This is a genomic window from Psychrobacter sp. NPDC078501 (assembly GCF_044900935.1).
Classification (GTDB): Bacteria; Pseudomonadota; Gammaproteobacteria; order Pseudomonadales; family Moraxellaceae; genus Psychrobacter.
On record NZ_JBJDOS010000005.1, the window covers coordinates 1 to 18,396 of the forward strand.

The following is an 18,396-nucleotide window of genomic DNA, read 5'->3' on the forward strand; positions in this document are numbered from 1 at the left end:
TTGAGCGTACTGTACTACGTGGTGAGATACAGGCACGGGTTGGTAACACGCCCTTTATGCTTATGGGAAATTATCCTATCTTGATAATAATAACCTTGTTATTACTACTAAGCTATTTTGGCAAAGGTCTAACCACACTTAGAAGACGAGGGTAATAGTAAACTTAATCATAATAATTTAATCAGTGTAAGTTTTTTATTTTTTCTAGGTAACGTCCTAACGCACGTAAATATAAAAGTTTTAAACTATTGACCCCTGCCGTCAAATCCGTATACATAAACTTGGGAGATTTTAATTACGCAGCTTGACGATAATAATCAAACCACACCTGTCTTGGCGATTGATAGCCCAAACCCTTTTGAATCCTCGTCTGATTGTAGTACAGCTCGATATAACTGATAATATCATTGATGGCTGTGAACCTTGTTTTATAGTCTTGATGATATACCAGCTCATTCTTTAATGTGCCCCAGAAGCTTTCTATCGGAGCGTTATCGAAACAGTTGCCTTTGCCGCTCATTGAGCCTATAAATTGATGCTGCTTAATGGTCTTGTGGTAGGCGTGACTGCAATACTGACTGCCTCTGTCTGAATGAACGATTAGCCCTTTGCTTGGACGTTTACTCTTGATGGCCATATTTAGTGCTTTGCAAACTAAATCTGCGGTCATACGCTTGTTAATAGCGTAACCGACAAGCTCTTTGGTGTATAAGTCTTTGACCCCTGCTAAGTACAGCCAACCCTCATTCGTCCAGATATAGGTGATGTCGCTGACCCACGACTCGTTAGGGCGCTTAGCATCAAACTTCTGATCCAGTACGTTTGGATAGACCAGCTTGTTGTGATTGGAGTCGGTGGTGACTTTAAAGCGCTTATGACGACGACATTTAATGCCGTGTTGCTCTTTGATGCTTCTTACCATATACAGGCTAATGTTATGGCCTTGCTCGCTTAGATGAGCATGCAGTCGATCTGCGCCATAACGTTCTTTCGTTTCATTGTGAGCCGCTTTAACCAGTAATTCAGACTGGTTGCGATGTATCTGTTGGTCGCTGAGATCACGACTTAGCCAGTCGTAATAGCTTGATGGCTTAACCCTTAACACACGGCACATAGTGGTGATGCGAAAGAGGAACTGGTTGTCTTTGATAAAGGCGTACCTGACTAACTGTTTCTCGCGAAGTACGCCGTCGCCAACTCGAGCATAGCTCTCCCCTTACGTCGGGGCGAAGCAGTGCTTCGCTTTATCCCTCCTCATTTAGTATTTCGCGTTCCTCTTCGGCAACTTTAAGCTGTCGCTTTAGGCGTTTTACCTCTTCAAGCGCACTCATAAGTTCAGGGTCATACTGCTTTGTTCCTACAAGCTTGCCTTGATTAGCTTTGTTCTGCCAGTTGGATAGCGTTTGCATGGCGATGCCAAGTTGCTTTGCGGTCGCTGAAATATTGCCGTTGTTATCCGCTATCTTCTTGACGGCTTCAGCTTTAAATTCGTCACTGTAGGTTCTTACTTTCTTGGTCATGGTAAACTCCTGTCAATACGCTTAGTTTACCAAGTTTATCTCTACGGTTTCTTCAGCATAGCTCACCATGATTTTGTATCCCTTAATAGTATATTGTAGTATGTTGTATATAATATAACCCCAGTTCGGGATAAGCACTCAAAAAAAAGATAAAAAAGAAGTCCAAAGTTGCTAAAGTAAGTTTACCAAGACAAACTTCACAACAAGGACTTCTTACATGGACAACCTAACCGAACTATACTGCCATATTGACGACTTTTATCAGCAATTCAAACCTGAGTTTGACGCTCATTTAATCGCAACGGGACACCAAAGGTTAAGAGCATGCCAGATAAGTGTAGCAGAGATTATGACCATCTTGGTACTGTTTCATCAACTGCGGTATCGACCGTTTAAGTCTTTTTACTACCATCACATGCTTGGCATGATGAAACGGGCGTTTCCAAATCTGCCGAGCTACTCGCGATTTATAGAGCTTGTGCCGCGCAGTATCATGCCACTGTGCAGCTACTTGCAAAGCATGATGGGCGACTGTACGGGTATCAGCTATATTGATTCAACCAAGATAGCAGTTTGTCATAACAAACGTATCTACCGTCATAAAGTCTTTGAAGGACTTGCAACCCGAGGCAAAAGCAGCATGGGCTGGTTCTATGGCTTTAAGCTGCACGCCATTATCAATCATAAGGGCGAGCTTGTATCTGTTAAAGTCACTGCGGGTAATACGGATGACAGAGTGCCTGTTAAGGATATGGCAACGTCTTTATTTGGAAAACTATTCGGTGATAGAGGCTATATCAGTAAAGCCCTGAACGAGTGGCTCACAAAACACACTGATACCACGTTGATCACTAAACTTCGGCGTAATATGAAACCCCAATTACTTGAGCCTATGGATGAGGCACTACTCAATCATCGCTCTTTGGTTGAAACGGTGTTTGGAGAGCTTAAAAACTTGTGTCAGATTGAGCATTCACGCCATCGTAGTGTGACGGGGTTTATCACAAACTTGCTGTCAGGTTTGATTGCTTATTGCTGGTTTCCCTATAAACCCACCATCAAAAATATGCCTCAGCAGGGACAGGTAGCAACATTGTAAATAGTATCAATGAGTTATAATGTGGCTTATCCCGAACTGGGGTTGTAAATAGACAAGTCCATACAGACAGTGAATTGGTCAATTCGAATATTGGAAATAATAGGTAGCCCTTCATGTCCCTTAAGAGCGCAGAAAAGTCTCCGTCATTAACGCAAAATAAATCGTCGAAAAAATCTTATCTGTTGGCGTTCGCTTTCAGCGCGGGTTCATTATTGACAGGGCTAGCAGCGACTGGGCTGACGGCCGTGCCAGTGGCATCGCAAGCGGCAGGATTGGGCGATTTATTTAGCAGTGATAAAAGCGCGACCCAACCGAAATTTTTGCCTGTTGATGAAGCGTTTCAGGTCAGTAGCAGTAGTAAACCTGTCAATAATGGCACGCGCTTAGCCATTAACTTTGACATTACGCCTGAGCACTATGTTTATAAAGACCAAATTAAGCTAACGTTGCCTGCTGGCGTGAGCGCTGCACCTTTTAGCTTTAGCCAAAAGCCTATCTCCATAGATGATCCGACCTTTGGTCAAGTATTGGTCTTTGACCAAGCCAATATGGTTGCTAGCACCGTTTTGAGCAGTAGTAATGGCAAGGCGATAAATAATGCCGCTGTAACGATAGGTTGGCAAGGCTGTGCCAAAGCAGGACTTTGTTATCCACCGGAGAAAATAAAAACCACGGTCAAAATTGCTGCGTCACAATCGGCAGCCAATAGTTCAAGTAGCACTGCTACAGTTTCTGCGAGCAATAACAGCAATGCAGAAACTGCGCAAGCATCTACAGAGGCGACTGATACTGATCGTCTTGCTACAGAGCAAACTACGCCAGATGACGAGGTGATTGATTACGCTTTGTTAGATGATGAAGCATTAGATGCAGAGCTTGGTACTAGCAATACCATCTCTGGTGCCGATGAAGAAGTTGTAGGCGACAATGTCACAAGTAATATGCCAGCAAACGATAGCGCTACAACTGCAACAAACAATACCGTTGTCGTTGATAACGCCATTAATAGTGACCCTTTTGGCTTAGCTTCGCATCCGTGGTTGGCATTGGTGTTATTGTTCTTGGCAGGGTTGGTCTTGGCATTGACGCCATGCGTGTTACCGATGCTACCGATTGTTGCCAATATCGTCGCGCGTGAAGACAATCCAACGGTAAAACGCGGTGTTATTTTAACGACCAGCTACGCTATTGGTGTTGCCATCGCTTATGGTATTTTAGGCGCGGTCATTGCGGTATTTGGCGAATCGTTAGGCATTATCGGTTGGCTACAAAATCCGATTATTTTAATTGGGTTTGCCATCGTTTTTGTCTTATTAGCCCTTTATATGTTGGGCGTATTTAGCATTCGTCTGCCGAGATTTATCAGTAGTAAAATGCAGGGTCTAAGCCAAGCGGGGGATAGCAAACTTGGTAGTACGGGTGGCAGTTTAATTGCGGGATTCTTATCGGCGCTCGTGGTATCGCCATGCGTTTCGGCACCCTTATTTGGGGCGCTGCTTGCTGTATCAACGATTGGAAGTCCGCTCCTTGGCTTTGCCGCTTTATTTATGCTCGGTTTTGGTTTATCGGCGCCGCTTATCTTAATTGGCGCGACCCAAGGTAAAATCATGCCAAAAGCAGGCGAGTGGATGAATTGGGTCAAGCAGGGCTTTGCTTTGTTGCTTTTTGCCGTGGCATTGTTATTAATTGAACGCGTCTTTATCTCGCCTGTGATGCTGATGGTTTGGGCGCTGTGGTTTATGGTCGTGGCGATGTGGGCGTGGAGCTGGCTAGGCAAAGGTCGGATGCTGACCCAAGCGCTAGGCTTAATCGCTGGTATTTGGGCGACGTGTTTAATCGTCGGCGCCGCATTGGGCAATGACGACAGCTTGCATCCGCTCGCGTCATTAAGCGCCGCGCCGGTGATGCAGACGACTGCTGATCAACCAGCCATGAGTAATGCAACAGATAAAACTGTTACTACGCTTGCTGAGTTAGATGCCATTGTCGCCGCCAATCCTAAAGTGCTGGTCGATGTCACCGCCGAATGGTGTATTGCATGCCGGATTATGGAGAAAAACTTATTTCATAATCGCCCTGCGCAAATGCAAGATTGGCAATTGGTCAGACTTGATATCACGGAGACTACGGCTGATTCAAAAGCAATCTTAGCGCGTTATAAACTATTTGGTCCGCCAGCATTGCTGTATTATCAAGACGGGCAATTGGTCAATCAGCAAGTGGGTGAAATCGGGCGCGCAGCGTTTGAGCAAACCTTAACCGCGCTAAATTAATCGTTTAAATGTAGATAAATTCCACATCATTTCTACCCATTAAAAAGACAACGTCCTTTGATAATAGGACGTTGTCTTTTTCAATCTTACTAAATAGCCTTTTTAACATAGACGCTAAATCCTTGGTTTAGCATTATTTATTACTACTTACCTTATTATTTACATCAGTATTTGCTCGCAATAACGCTAGTATAGTGCCCTTATTTTCATTACAATAAAGCAACATTGCTAAAGGCGCATTACCACGAGTAATGGCTACCTTGCACGTCCATATTTATTGATTTTCTTTAGGGCGTGTCATCAATTAAGCCAAACGACACAAGAAACTAAGTGAATGGCACTAAGGAAATGACTGGCTAACTTATCATAGCGAGTGGCAATCGCACGATACTGCTTAATCTTGGCAAAGAAGTTCTCTATTAGGTGCCTCGCTTTATAAAGCTCTTTATCGAAGTCTCTTGGCTGCAGCCGATGACACTTAGATGGTATAACTGCATTACCTTGCACTGCTTTAATCGGTTCAATAACGCGGGCATCAGCATCGTAAGCTTTATCGGCAAGCCACGTTTGGCTAATACTGACATCAAGCAATTCATCTGAGCCACACAGGTCATGAGCTGCCCCACCTGTTAGATAAAAGCCAGTAGGATTGCCTAATGCATCTGTTCGAGTATGTATTTTAGTCTTCAGTCCACCTTTGCTGCGTCCAATGGCTTGATCCCTTTTTTTCCAGCACTGTGCTGGTGGGCTTTAACAATCGTGGCATCTAGCATGGCATATTCGTCATCGGATTGTTCAGAGAGTTGATTAAAAACCTGCTTCCATACGCCTTTTTTTGACCAGCGACTAAAACGAGTATGAATCACTCTGAAGTCGCCAAAGCGTTCAGGTAGGTCACGCCAAGGTATGCCGGTCTTGTAACGGTACAGAACCGCTTCTACGAACAAGCGGTTATCCTTTGCAGTAACACCAACGTCACTTGGTTTACCAGGTAGAATGTCTTTAATTCTCTCCCATTGGTCATCACGTAGGGCATGTCGTCTTGTCATAGTCATTGAGCTCAAATTCCTAAATACGATCTAAGTATAGCTTATTCTGAAATATCTATGCTAATTGATGACACGCCCTAGTATGGCATACTTATTTTATCTCAAATTACTTTATAGATATTTTAGATAAAATCTCATGTCCACTAATATAAAGTTCATTAGACATGCACATCTCACTCCATCCTTTCCAGTAACTATTAGCTTTCTTTGAATACATTGACCTATCCCAAATATCTTCAATCCAAGAATTGTGACGATACTTATCAATTACTTTGATCGGATTTTGTTTGGCCCAAATTAATTCGTTAAAGTCTGGTTCTGAAACTATTGCTCCTCTGATCTTTGAGATATGGTACTTACAAAGATACTTTAATGTTAAGGATAGGAGCGCTCTGTCTTCAGAGCCACCTATACCTACTTTGTCACTGACATGCACACGAGAGTCTAGAACCAAACCATGCCAACTATCGTAATGCTTGATAATAACTAGTTCACCGTTTTCAGTATTGTTCCGAGCAAACCAGACCAACTTAACCTCATCTTCATTATTACCTTTTAATAAGCTTCTAGCATTCTCTTCAATATCATAACCAAACTCAAATGTTTCTTTTGCGAAAGGCCTTCCTTCATCATGAACGAGCCAATTCTTTTGGCATCCAAAGTATGTGGCTAATTTTTCTAATTCGTTAAACGATGGCTCTTTTCGCCCTTCAAACCAATCCTCAGTAACGCCCACACTATTGTATCCCAGGGCCTCAGCAACTCTAGAAATACTTGGGGTATGAAAACTATCAGTTGCCTTAGCTTCACTCAAGAGGAAATTTAGTTTGCCAGATAGTAGATTTAAGCGATCGCTACGTAAATGAGCATCAAAAAAACTCTTTAAATCGTCGATAGCTTCGATATAACTTCCTTCTTGACCTTCAAAAGATTTTTCTAGTCGATACTGTGCCTCGGCATTAATTGAACGTCCACTAACTTTTGAGGCATCGGAGATCAGGGCTTTCAATTCAGTAGGAATTCTTAAATTAAACTGCACATTTTTTGACATTTTAAAGCCCAAATAGAATATTGAATTTAAAACAAATAATATTACCATAAGGAACTTGCGGCAATGATAGCATAATGCTATCATATTATGTAACAAACCCTAAAGAGGTAAATACATGTCAAATCAGAAGGTTCAGATGAACGTCCGGGTACCTAAAGAACTTAAGAATTTTGCCATAAATGATGCAAAGAACCAGTTCCATTCGTTATCTCAATATATAGAAAAGCTTATGTTTAAAGCCAAAGAACTCAGTGAACTAGAAAAGAGATGAAACCTTCTCTTAAAGACCTTTTTGACTCTAATGCAAAAGTAATTTATCTAAGACGGTTTAGATTGCAGAATGCAAATTGGTCAAAGACTGCTCAGGCTAATGATTACGATTACACTTTTAGCTCTTTAGCTAACTCAGATTATCACTTCAGAATGCCTGTTATCATTCAATCAGATGGTTTACCTTGGAAAATAGGTAACCTATATCTCATGGGACAACTAGACACTCCTGCGCTTTCAAATATGAAAACGTTATCCGCAAGAGCTATCCACCTAAAATACTATCTACAGTACCTAGAACATAGTAACCAACACTTTTTAGACTTACCTACCCAGTATCAGCAAAGAGTTCCTCGCAAATTCAAAGCTTTTTTACAGGCTGTAATAGAACAGCACGACTTTAGCTCTCAATACATTAATAACATTCTGTCCTCTGTTGCTCATTTCTATAATTATATACAGCATCAATCATTCGTATCTCAGTCTGATATAGAGAATAAGCCCTTTAGAGAAAGGAAGGTTTCTATACCTATTCATAATAATGTAGGAATAATGAGGAATATTAGTGTTATTACAAATGATCTCAAGCTAAGAAGCAGCAGAAAACCCTTACCATCACTAGGTAAGTTGAGAGATGGAGGCAGTCTGCGTCCTTTAAGCTCTGAAGAACAAGAAATTATTTTCAGGGCATTTGATAAAAACTATGCGTCAATAGAGTTAGAGCTAATGATAAGAATAGCTCTCGGAACAGGAGCTAGACAACAAAGCGTATGCACTCTCTCTATTGCTTGTATCAAAACTGCTCTCCACTACTTAGAACAAAATGCTGATTCAAATTATGCCGTGATAAATACTGGATATAAATACAGAACAGATTCAAAGGGTGGGCGACTAAACCGCTTAATGTTTTCACGTAACCTAATTGATCATTTAGCAACATATATAGATTGCGAAAGAGCGGAACATAGAAGACAAAATATAAACAGCTTTTATGCAAATACTGACGATAACTATGTGTTTTTAACTCGAACTGGAAACCCCTATTTAACTGCTGAAAGAGAAATTATAGATCGTAATCGTAACAACCCTAAACCAGTTTGGAACACTGAAGCGCCCGTTATGGTACCTAAAAACGGCCAATCTTTAAGAAATGAATTAAAAAAATTCATTTCCAAGGTTCAAAAATTTGAACCAAGTCTTCAAAATTTTTCATTCCATGATTTGCGTGCTACCTATGGGATGAATATCGTAAGAAACCTTAGAGCTAAGGAATACCCTGATTCTAAGATATTTGATCATGTCAGACAAAGGTTAAACCATAGAAGCCTAACAACCACTGAGGCCTATCTAAAATTCGACTCGGAAGTAAAAGAATTCAATGATATACAAGATACGTTCGGCGTAACATTTGATAAGGGCGAATATAATGTCTAATTCTTTCAATGACAGGCAGCTTATTGAGATAAGCACTAAGCAAATAGAAGATATCGTTGATCCTCAATACACAGTAATTGTAGGTTCAAGAGCTGATGGTGTGTCCTTTAAAGTCGATATTGGTAGAGTCTGCTATACCAATAGAGAGAACGATTCTGGTCATTCCCGAGATAAAACTAAGAGCTATATTACGGGCCTAGTTGATGAATCAACATTGTCTATAGAACGTGTAGAATGGTTGAGAAGGTACCTTAGGGAAATCCTTCAAAAAGGGTTGAGAGATGAAACGGTGCGAGGTTACCTTCATAATTTAAGATATTTTTTTGATTTTTGTGATTTTGAAGGCTCTAAGCCTCTTACTTTAGATGATTTAGCATCTAATTATAAATATTATCAAATTAATCTCTATCAAAAGGCGCGTTTAAGTGGTGCAAAATCTATAAGCACTACAACTCTTTATGACAAGCTAAATACTGCAAGAGATTTCATAAAAATCGCTTATAACTTATCTGATATCGATATACTTAGTATTATTCCCAAGCATCGTCATATGGGGCATAACAGTAAAGAAAGAGACTCCTCATTAGAAGACTTCAAAAACTTCTTACAAACCTGCATTACATACTTTAATGAATTCTCATACGCCATATTAAATAAAATCTACCCTATACCTATTACTTTAGCAAAATCATCAAGTAATGATTATTATTGGGATTCAACTAGAAAATATGGCATAAAGAAACTACCTAATTGCTTCTACAATAGTGGTGAACCCTTACCCTTTAATGAGGTAAAAAATGCTTTATCAAATTATTATAATTGTGAGCATACTAAGAAAGATTTCTATAAAAACACATTAATAAACAACAGAAATACATGGATCAATGAGAATTTAGACTCTAGAAAAATTTATGCTTATAACCTATGTACATATTGCTTTTATTACATTTACCTTTCTTTCACTGCTGCTAATATACAACCCACACTTGATTTGAAAATATCTGATTTAAATTTGGAAAACCTTGGCTTATCAACTTTTGCTAAAAAACATAAATATCGAGCAGGTAGACAGATTGAATTTTCCGCTCCTTCTCACTTAAAACGTTATCTCATACAGTATTTGAAACTTAGAGAGTGGGTTGATAACCTTCATCTTCCTGGAGACTGTCAAGAATACTTGTTTATGCGTATTGGAGAACATCGTCAATTAAAGCGTTTTGCACGTAGCTCTGTCAGTTCTATTGACGACAATACTCCACTTTTTAAAGGGGTTAAAAGGGTTACTGCTAGAGACATTAGAAACCTATGTGCGGAATACTACATAAAACATTCTAAAGGAAATTTGTCATTAGTAGCTAGGAAGTTGAATAACTCTTTAACTACAGTAGCTAAATCTTACACTTCGATCGATATTGAGTCTCAAGCAATAGAGATGAATCATTATCACGAAAAAATGATTACCGCAGTTCTTAGGTCTAATCGAACTAATGAACAAACTATATCTATCAAGACTTCAACTAACTATGATACGGAGAAAATACCAGCAGGATCTTGTTCTAACCTATCAGATAATGATCCTGTTAAGGCATTGGGCTTTAATAATGAAGCCCCCAACCCTTCCTGTGCTACATTTGAAAGTTGTTTGTTCTGTGAATTTTTTGCAATTCATATAGATTTTGAAGATATACATAAACTATTAAGTTTGAAGGAGGCTCTACTAAAGTCTTCTATGATTCGTGATGATCCTGAATATCATCTTCTCTCTATAGAACCATCACTATTTAGAATTGACGAGATTATCAATATTCTTAAAGGAAAAGATAATAGAGTAATTGAACTCGTTGATGATGCTGAACAAAAAATAAAAATGCAAATTTATAATGAGTATTGGGATGAGCATATAAATTTTCTCACTGTAGCCTCAGAATCTAACAGAAAAAGCTTAAGTTTATGACCAAGACAATGATGCGTGAACCCCTCGTTAAAGAGATACAACCAATATCTAAAGACCTAATCGAAAACCCATCATCTGGTTTGATTGTAACGCTTTCCAAGAGTGGAGATGCTTTATCATTATTCTCTGATGATATTTGGGACTATAGTGCTACTAGCAATTCACATAGAACTATTAATTTTAGAACTAAAATTCGGAACCTATCCTCATCTATTAATACCGACGGCAAAAAATTCAAATCAGCAGTTAAGTTTTTGAAGGTATTTACTCTCAATTGGAATTGTGAGATGAATGGATGTTCTATGTCAAAATTGAATAGTGATATAGTCGCTATATCCTTCCTAATTAGTTACTGTGTAAACAATAATATTGACTTTAATAATATATTTACTGACAGTAGTGCAATCGACTTCCTAGTAACTAATAGTTCGACGGAGAAACAAATAGGTTTGCATTTAGGCAAGATACAAAGATTTATTGATACAGCATCTGTTTTAAATCAAAGTAATTTTTGGTGTAACATGCAACCTTCAAAAGAATTTTCAAGCAAACTAAGAAAGACTAGAAAATCTTTCCCTGAGACTTCTCAAAGTCTTCAAACCATGATCATTCCTTCACGTATTTATCAGAACCTGCTAAAAGATACCATTGAAAGTTTGCAGGTTTTTAATAAGCACGCTGAGCAGATCTCATATGTTTTTTCTGCACGTACTAAAGTAAGAGATGAAGCATTAAGATTAGATCAGAGTGTACCTATGAGTAAGCTTACTAAATCACAAAAAAGCTTAATCAGATTTTATTGGCAAACTGCTTTGAAGACAGATACAAAGCTAACTAAGATTTTAGCAGAATTAACAGATTTAAACATCATCAAGAATGCTAATTGGTTAAGTTTAACAATCAGCTTAGGTCAAATACAGATGAAAAGCGCTTTTGTTATAGCTGCGTTTACAGGTATGCGTAAAAATGAATTACTATCTATCCCTTTCAACGGGCTAAGACATATTCATTCCGATACTGGGAATATACCTGTAGTATGGTCAACTACAACAAAATTGGAAAGTAATGGAGTACCAAGATTTACAAAATGGGTAACAGGTTCAATTGTTGAAGAAGCTTTTGAAGCAGCTAAATTTATCACTCAAGGAGCTTTGAACTGGTCTGCTAATAAGAGTCAGGTGGCAGAAGATGAGAGTAAGTTACCGTTGTTTTTTTCAATTGAAAATGGGAAATCTGGAAAGCCTCATCCGCATTTTGATTATGCAACAACTGCCTTAAATAGCAACCTCATTCAAAAAATAATGTCATCAGAGCACTTATTAATTTCAGAACAAGACTTAAAGGAAGTCAGTCAATTTTTATACGGCGATGAAATATCTAATAATATTAAATTAGGTAAGCCTTGGCCTTTAGGCTTTCATCAGTTTAGACGCTCCTTAGCCGTGTATGCTGCTTCTAGTGGTTATGTTTCATATCCTACTCTTAAATCCCAGCTAAAACATATAAGCATGATGATGACAGTCTATTACACGGACTCAAACTCTAGAGCGATAAATATTTTAGGCAACGGCCCTGAAGTCAAAGCTATGCAAAAGGAATGGCAGGAGGCCCAAGCAAGAGTAGAGTCAGATAATTTGCATGAATTGTTAGATAGCAGGGTGACACTAACTGGTGCAGCTGGTAAAAATCTACAAAAAAGAAAAGTAGAGAATAAGCTTCCTAAGTTCTTAGATAATAGAAATAGTACTAAGAAAGCAGTCAAAAATGGCAAAATTCGTTATCGATCTACTTTAGTTGGCGGATGTATGTCTATTAAACCTTGTGATAAAGGTGCTGGTGTATTGGCATCTGCTTGTATTAGCTGTGAAAATGCGGTGTTTTCACCAGAATCCAAAAGTATTTTGCTACAAACTAAAGATTTTTATAAGTCTCAACTCACTTTAGATATTCCAAAGCGTGTTCATCATGAATACGAAGTGAGTATTAAAAAAATAGACAGTCTTCTTTCAGTATTAGAAGTAAATCAAGAGAAATAACATGAAAACTAGCCAGGCAGAACAGGCTTATTGGGATGCTTTGAATCGTCTACAAGATGGTACAGCCAAAATTGTCAATACAAAGTCATCACGGTTTAAGTTTACTAGAGACGCTGTAGGTAGAGAGGCAGGTAAAGGAAAAGGGTATGTCCGTAATGAGAGATATCCAGAACTTTGCGAAGCAATAACAAAAGCGGAAGAAGAACGCAAAAATCGTGCTCAAGAAAAACCTAATACTTCTACTAAGTTAAAACATGAAAAAGAGCTCAAAATCAAAGCTAATTTGAAATACGACATGATAAAAGAAGAATATGACATTATAATGCAAGATTATCTTAACATTCTAAGACAGAATTTTGAACTTCAAAGAGAGTTAGCAGATTCTCCACATATAAGATTAGTGAAAAGATCTAATAAATAGCTTAATCTTGTTCCTGTTTAGCTCAAATACAATCTATGAATAAAGCCTCTCTAAAGCTTTATTTCTCATATTACGGCTATTAAGATGCCTTAAAAGTATTCCTATGAATGACGATCATTTGTGTAACAAACTAAAAATTTTATTTGAACATCTTTTTCCTACTCTAACCATAATTGGTGGAGTAGATGAACCCTACTATGAAGCGCCAAAAGCAGATACAAATGCGAAGATCTTTTTTAAAGAAAACTACCCAAGAAGCCTATTACATGAAATTGCTCATTACTGTTTGGCAGGGCAAAAACGACGCAAATTAGATGACTATGGTTACTGGTATACTGAATGTGGTAGAACAAGTGAAGAGCAAGAGCTATTTCAATTGGTTGAAGCAAGACCTCAAGGCTTAGAAAAGGCTATGTGTGAAGCTATAGGTATACATTTTTCACCTAGCTTTGATGATTTTTCAGGTCGACCGATATCAGAGGTGTTTCTAAAAAACTTAGAAGTTAATTATCAAGAGATGATTACGAATCCTCCTCCTACGGCTAGAATAGCTTTAGAAACATTAATGCATACAGATTTTTCTACGTTAAGGGATAATTAGTTTATTAACTACATATTGCAAATTCATACTTACTTAATTTTAAAATTTCAAAGCAGTCATGTGAAGTATATTCATCAGGCTACTATTCAGCCGATGATAACTATAGTAAATATTCTAGCCTTCCCAATTTTATTGAAAAAACAAAGAATATCTACTAAGAGAAGAACCAACAAAAAGTCCCGATCTATTCATCAAAAATAAAATATTGATATGTCTCGATTGTATATACACGGCTAATATAAGCTTCTTAGTGCTTTGAAAAGTGATAATTCCAATGACTCACTTAATGTACAATATCTCCTTTTATGAGGAATATTGTACATTTTTTTATCAAGAAGCTGATTTTACATCATTACAATTACTTCTTTATCAATCAATAACTTAGTAATGTACATTTATAGTTAAGAGTTTACTAGAGTTGAGTCATTGGTGCGTGGCTGGTGACGCTCGTAGACAACTATCTGACTTTGGCTACTGGTATGCTCCAGATGGACGATCAGCGGCGCAGCAGCAGGCATTTGAGCGTGTAGAAATCAAACCTCAAGCATTAGAGTGTTTATTCACCTTGGCGTGTGGACGAAATTTCCAAGTCTCACAAGATAATTTGTTTGCCGACTTCGACACTAGTAGTAGCACCTTTGCTATTGATGTCTATCAGCAAGTAAAAAGCTATATAGCCAAACCTCATACTCTGCCGCGTGACGCTAAGACTTTACTGACTGCGTTACTTAGCGCTTGCACTTCTTCATCTGAAACCAACGCTTAATTCACATTACTAAGCGTCCCTACTTATTAACGATTTTCTACGGTTGGTAACGCCTTGCCACTAAACTTATATCTGCTTTGAGCTATACTGATAATTGAAGTGATATTTTAAAGATATCGATCTGCTTTAGTTCTAGAATAGTTTTTCTAATATAACTAATGATTGAACCACATTTAGTTAATGAAAAATTTGTCTCAATTAAAAACCAATAATTATAAAATAAGGAACCACTATGGAAATCTTCTATATTCATCCCGATAATCCGCAGCCACGTCTCATTGAGCAAGCCGCTGACCTATTGCGCAGAGATCAGCTAATTATTTACCCAACTGATACCAGTTACGCTTTTGGTTGCCGTTTGGGTGCAAAGGATGCTCTAGCGAAGCTTAAGCAAATCCGTGAACTCGATGATAAGCATCAATTTACCTTGCTATGCCGCGACCTAAGCGAAATCGCCAATTATGCAACAGTTGATAATGTGCAATTTAAACAGCTGAAAGCCCACACACCTGCCCCAATTACTTTTATCCTTACTGCTACCAAAGACGTACCGAAAAAACTGGCACATGCAAAGAAAAAAACCATTGGTATTCGTGTACCTAGTAACCCCATTGCTCAAGCATTATTAGAAGCGATGGATGAACCTATCTTAACCAGCTCACTGATTTTGCCTAATCGAGACGATATTTTGGATGACCCATTTGAGATTGAAGACTTACTAGTCAATCAAATCGACGGACTGATCAATGCAGGTATAAAGACGACCAAGCTTACTACTATCGTAGATATGACTAGCAGCGTTCCTGAAGTTATCAGGCAAGGTGCTGCCAATGTCGATTCGTTGTTACTCTAAACAGCTAGTTATTGCTTTAAACAACTACTAGTATATCTAGTCAAATTTAAGACAAAAAAAAGCTCCAATTGCATTGGAGCTTTTTTATGGGAATATGTCTTAGGTGTAAAACTAGTCACGATCAACCAATTCTACATAAGCCATTGGCGCATTGTCACCATCACGGTAACCGCATTTTACGATACGCAAATAACCACCTGGACGCGTCTGGTAACGAGGACCTAACGTGCCAAATAATTTGCCTACCATAGCTTTGCTACGCATACGGCTGAACGCTAAACGACGGTTAGCAACGCTGTCTTCTTTAGCCATAGTGATCAATGGCTCGGCAACGCGACGTAGTTCTTTAGCTTTTGGTAAAGTTGTTTTGATCAGTTCATGCTCAAATAATGAGTTAGTCATGTTCTGAAACATTGCCTTACGATGACTGCCGGTACGACCCAGCTTGACTCCACTCTTACGATGGCGCATAGTCAAAAATCCTTAAAGTTTAACGGCTACGATAAGAAAAGCGATCATCAACACGTAAATCAGCTGGTGGCCAGTTATCTAGGCGCATACCGAGCTCTAAATCTTTAGACGCTAATACGTCCTTGATTTCTGTCAATGATTTCTTACCAAGATTTGGGGTTTTTAGAAGTTCAGTCTCTGAACGCTGTACCAAATCACCGATATAGTAAATGTTTTCAGCTTTCAAGCAGTTGGCTGAGCGAACCGTTAGTTCAAGATCGTCCACAGGGCGTAATAGCACCGGATCAACCTCTTCTTTCTCTTTCACAGGCTCAGGCGCTTCTTCAGCTTCTAGGTCAACAAAGATAGAAATCTGTTGTTGTAAAATAGTGGCTGCTTTACGAATTGCTTCTTCTGGATCTATAGTGCCATTAGTTTCAAGCTCAATGATAAGACGATCAAGATCAGTACGCTGCTCTACACGAGCGTTCTCAACCTGATAAGCAACACGAAGCACAGGACTAAAACTTGCATCAAGCTTTAAACGTCCAATTGCTTTAGTATCACCATCTTCACGGCGCTGGTTTGCTGGCTCATATCCACGACCCATCACTACACGCAAACGCATCTTAAGATGACCACGATCGCTCAATGTACCCAAGACCAATTCTGGATTGATGATGTCAACATTGTGCGGTAACGCGATGTCTGCAGCAGTAATAGTGCCTGGACCTTGTTTATCCAAGGTCAAAAATACTTCATTTTGGTCATGAAGCGTAATTGCCAAACCTTTTAAGTTCAAAAGCAAGTCAAGTACATCTTCTTGTAGCCCTTCAAGCGTAGAGTATTCATGGTCAACACCATCAATCTCAGCTTCAATGACTGCAGCACCAGGTAATGAAGATAACAAGATGCGACGCAGAGCATTACCTAGGGTATGCCCAAAGCCGCGTTCTAACGGTTCGAGCGTGACTTTCGCAATCGTTTCATTAACCGTATCCACATTAATGGCATTCGGCGTTAGAAACTCAGTTGCATTTAGCATCATGATGTCACCTCGATTTATTAAACTGGTTTAATTAACGTTGAGTGCTCAATGTTATTTTCATAACATTGAGCATTACGTTATTACTTAGAGTATAGCTCAACGATCAAGCTTTCGTTGATTTCAGCAGGTAGATCAATACGATCAGGCGCTTTTTTGAACGTGCCCTGTAATTTGCTGTGATCAACATCAAGCCATTCTGGAATGCCACGTTGTGACGCTAGTTCAATAGCGTTTTTAATACGTAGCTGTTCGCGAGACTTCTCTTGGATAGCGATGACATCACCATCTTGAAGCTGAATTGATGGAATGTTCACACGAACAAACTCATCACGGCCAGCTTTCTTTACCATTACGGTACGATGGCTAACTAGTTGACGTGCTTCAGCGCGAGTTGAGCCAAAGCCCATGCGATATACAACGTTATCTAGACGGCTCTCAAGCATAGCTAAAAGGTTTTCACCAGTAGCACCGCGCTTACGAGCAGCTTCTTTATAGTAGTTAGCGAACTGACGCTCTAATACACCATAAATACGCTTAACTTTCTGCTTTTCGCGCAGCTGTAGAGCATATTCTGAGGTCTTGTTACGGCTTACACCGTGCTGACCTGGTGGACGACCAGCTTTTTTCGTTTTTACGTCATATGGTTTAACGCCAGACTTAAGACCTAAGTCTGTACCTTCACGACGTGATAATTTCAGTTTTGGTCCAATATAGCGGGCCATTGTTATGTCTCCTATAAGCTTTTGGAATAAAAAGCTTCGTCTTTAATATTAGACGCGGCGCTTTTTCGGCGCACGGCAACCATTGTGTGGGATTGGGGTTACATCAGAGATGCTGTTAACTTTATAACCCAATGCACCTAGTGCTCTTACCGCAGACTCACGACCCGGTCCTGGTCCTTTGACCAAAACGTCGATATTCTTAACACCGTATTCTTGAGCCGCTTTACCAGCGACTTCAGCTGCAACCTGAGCTGCAAATGGTGTAGATTTACGTGAACCACGGAAGCCTTGTCCACCTGAAGTGGCCCAAGCCAATGCATTACCTTGACGATCGGTAATCGTAACAATGGTGTTATTAAAAGACGCATGGATATGGGCAATGCCCTCCGATACTGAACGACGAGTCACCTTTTTGCGACTGCGAGTGTCTTTTGCCATCTTTTAGCTTCCTAAGTTAATTATCTTTTGAGAGGGCGTGTCGGACCCTTACGAGTACGAGCGTTGTTCTTGGTGTTCTGACCTCTAACTGGTAGGTTACGACGATGGCGGATGCCACGGTAACAACCAAGATCAACTAAACGCTTGATATTCATTGAAACTTCACGACGAAGATCACCTTCAGTCATGTAGTTTGCAACTTGTGCACGGATAGCATCTAACTGTGTATCATCTAACTGGCTAACTTTAGTAGTAGGGGCAATGCCAACTGCTTCTAAGATTTTCTGAGCAGTGGTACGACCTACACCAAAGATGTAAGTTAGTGAAATAACAGCATGCTTATTATCCGGAATGTTTACGCCGGCAATACGAGCCATTGATTTCTCTCCATTAAAGAAAAATAAGCGTTAT

14 protein-coding genes and 3 pseudogenes are annotated in these 18,396 nt (G+C 39.3%); 9 read left to right on the forward strand and 8 right to left on the reverse strand.

The window, feature by feature from the left end:
• Positions 1-295 precede the first annotated feature (295 nt).
• A pseudogene (locus tag ACI2IW_RS09720) lies at positions 296-1,520 on the reverse strand (IS3 family transposase).
• Positions 1,521-1,737: 217 nt separating this feature from the next.
• On the opposite strand from ACI2IW_RS09720, the gene ACI2IW_RS09725 reads away from it, so the two are divergent.
• Positions 1,738-2,619, forward strand: coding sequence for an IS982 family transposase (locus ACI2IW_RS09725; protein WP_404693536.1), 882 nt, complete (start codon positions 1,738-1,740; stop codon positions 2,617-2,619).
• 113 nt (positions 2,620-2,732) lie between these two features.
• Complete coding sequence (locus ACI2IW_RS09730) at positions 2,733-4,892, forward strand: protein-disulfide reductase DsbD domain-containing protein (RefSeq protein ID WP_057758740.1); 2,160 nt, start codon at positions 2,733-2,735, stop codon at positions 4,890-4,892.
• Positions 4,893-5,192: 300 nt separating this feature from the next.
• On the opposite strand, the pseudogene ACI2IW_RS09735 reads toward ACI2IW_RS09730, so the two are convergent.
• Positions 5,193-5,941, reverse strand: a pseudogene (locus ACI2IW_RS09735) (IS5 family transposase).
• Between the two features lie 106 nt (positions 5,942-6,047).
• On the reverse strand, positions 6,048-6,992 hold the full coding sequence (locus ACI2IW_RS09740) for an Arc family DNA-binding protein (protein ID WP_057758737.1): 945 nt from the start codon (positions 6,990-6,992) through the stop codon (positions 6,048-6,050).
• 267 nt (positions 6,993-7,259) lie between these two features.
• Here ACI2IW_RS09740 and ACI2IW_RS09745 point away from each other — a divergent pair, with 267 nt between their 5' ends.
• The 7 genes and pseudogenes from ACI2IW_RS09745 to ACI2IW_RS09775 all read left to right on the forward strand — a co-directional run bounded on the left by ACI2IW_RS09745 (position 7,260) and on the right by ACI2IW_RS09775 (position 15,327).
• Positions 7,260-8,696: a site-specific integrase gene (locus ACI2IW_RS09745; protein ID WP_057758735.1), complete on the forward strand. Its 1,437-nt coding sequence runs from the start codon at positions 7,260-7,262 to the stop codon at positions 8,694-8,696.
• A complete protein-coding gene (locus tag ACI2IW_RS09750) occupies positions 8,689-10,650 on the forward strand; it encodes a hypothetical protein (RefSeq protein WP_057758733.1) in 1,962 nt (653 codons plus the stop codon). Before ACI2IW_RS09745 ends, ACI2IW_RS09750 begins: the two co-directional genes overlap by 8 nt.
• Positions 10,647-12,686 carry a hypothetical protein gene (locus ACI2IW_RS09755; protein WP_057758731.1) on the forward strand — a complete coding sequence of 680 codons (2,040 nt, stop codon included), beginning with the start codon at positions 10,647-10,649 and terminating at the stop codon, positions 12,684-12,686. The genes ACI2IW_RS09750 and ACI2IW_RS09755 overlap by 4 nt, the downstream gene beginning before the upstream one ends.
• 1 nt (position 12,687) lies before the next feature.
• A complete protein-coding gene (locus tag ACI2IW_RS09760) occupies positions 12,688-13,107 on the forward strand; it encodes a hypothetical protein (RefSeq protein ID WP_057758729.1) in 420 nt (139 codons plus the stop codon).
• Positions 13,108-13,210: 103 nt separating this feature from the next.
• Positions 13,211-13,708 (forward strand): elongation factor P hydroxylase, encoded by a 498-nt coding sequence (locus tag ACI2IW_RS09765; protein ID WP_057758727.1) that lies wholly within the window; start codon positions 13,211-13,213, stop codon positions 13,706-13,708.
• 394 nt (positions 13,709-14,102) lie between these two features.
• Positions 14,103-14,474 (forward strand): annotated as a pseudogene (locus ACI2IW_RS09770) (elongation factor P hydroxylase); the annotation flags it as partial.
• 232 nt (positions 14,475-14,706) lie between these two features.
• Positions 14,707-15,327 (forward strand): L-threonylcarbamoyladenylate synthase, encoded by a 621-nt coding sequence (locus ACI2IW_RS09775; protein ID WP_404693537.1) that lies wholly within the window; start codon positions 14,707-14,709, stop codon positions 15,325-15,327.
• A 111-nt stretch (positions 15,328-15,438) separates the two neighbouring features.
• On the opposite strand, the gene rplQ is transcribed toward ACI2IW_RS09775, so the two are convergent.
• The 5 genes from rplQ to rpsM form a co-directional block, all read right to left on the reverse strand.
• The gene (gene rplQ, locus ACI2IW_RS09780) at positions 15,439-15,798 is read right to left on the reverse strand and encodes a 50S ribosomal protein L17 (protein ID WP_021813387.1); all 360 of its coding nucleotides are present in this window, start codon (positions 15,796-15,798) and stop codon (positions 15,439-15,441) included.
• Positions 15,799-15,817: 19 nt separating this feature from the next.
• On the reverse strand, positions 15,818-16,825 hold the full coding sequence (locus tag ACI2IW_RS09785) for a DNA-directed RNA polymerase subunit alpha (RefSeq protein WP_021813386.1): 1,008 nt from the start codon (positions 16,823-16,825) through the stop codon (positions 15,818-15,820).
• An 80-nt stretch (positions 16,826-16,905) separates the two neighbouring features.
• Positions 16,906-17,547 carry a 30S ribosomal protein S4 gene (gene rpsD, locus ACI2IW_RS09790; protein WP_301449228.1) on the reverse strand — a complete coding sequence of 214 codons (642 nt, stop codon included), beginning with the start codon at positions 17,545-17,547 and terminating at the stop codon, positions 16,906-16,908.
• A 48-nt stretch (positions 17,548-17,595) separates the two neighbouring features.
• Positions 17,596-17,985: a 30S ribosomal protein S11 gene (rpsK, locus tag ACI2IW_RS09795; RefSeq protein ID WP_045454458.1), complete on the reverse strand. Its 390-nt coding sequence runs from the start codon at positions 17,983-17,985 to the stop codon at positions 17,596-17,598.
• Positions 17,986-18,005: 20 nt separating this feature from the next.
• Positions 18,006-18,362 (reverse strand): 30S ribosomal protein S13, encoded by a 357-nt coding sequence (gene rpsM / locus ACI2IW_RS09800; protein WP_021813384.1) that lies wholly within the window; start codon positions 18,360-18,362, stop codon positions 18,006-18,008.
• Between the last annotated feature and the right edge of the window lie 34 nt (positions 18,363-18,396).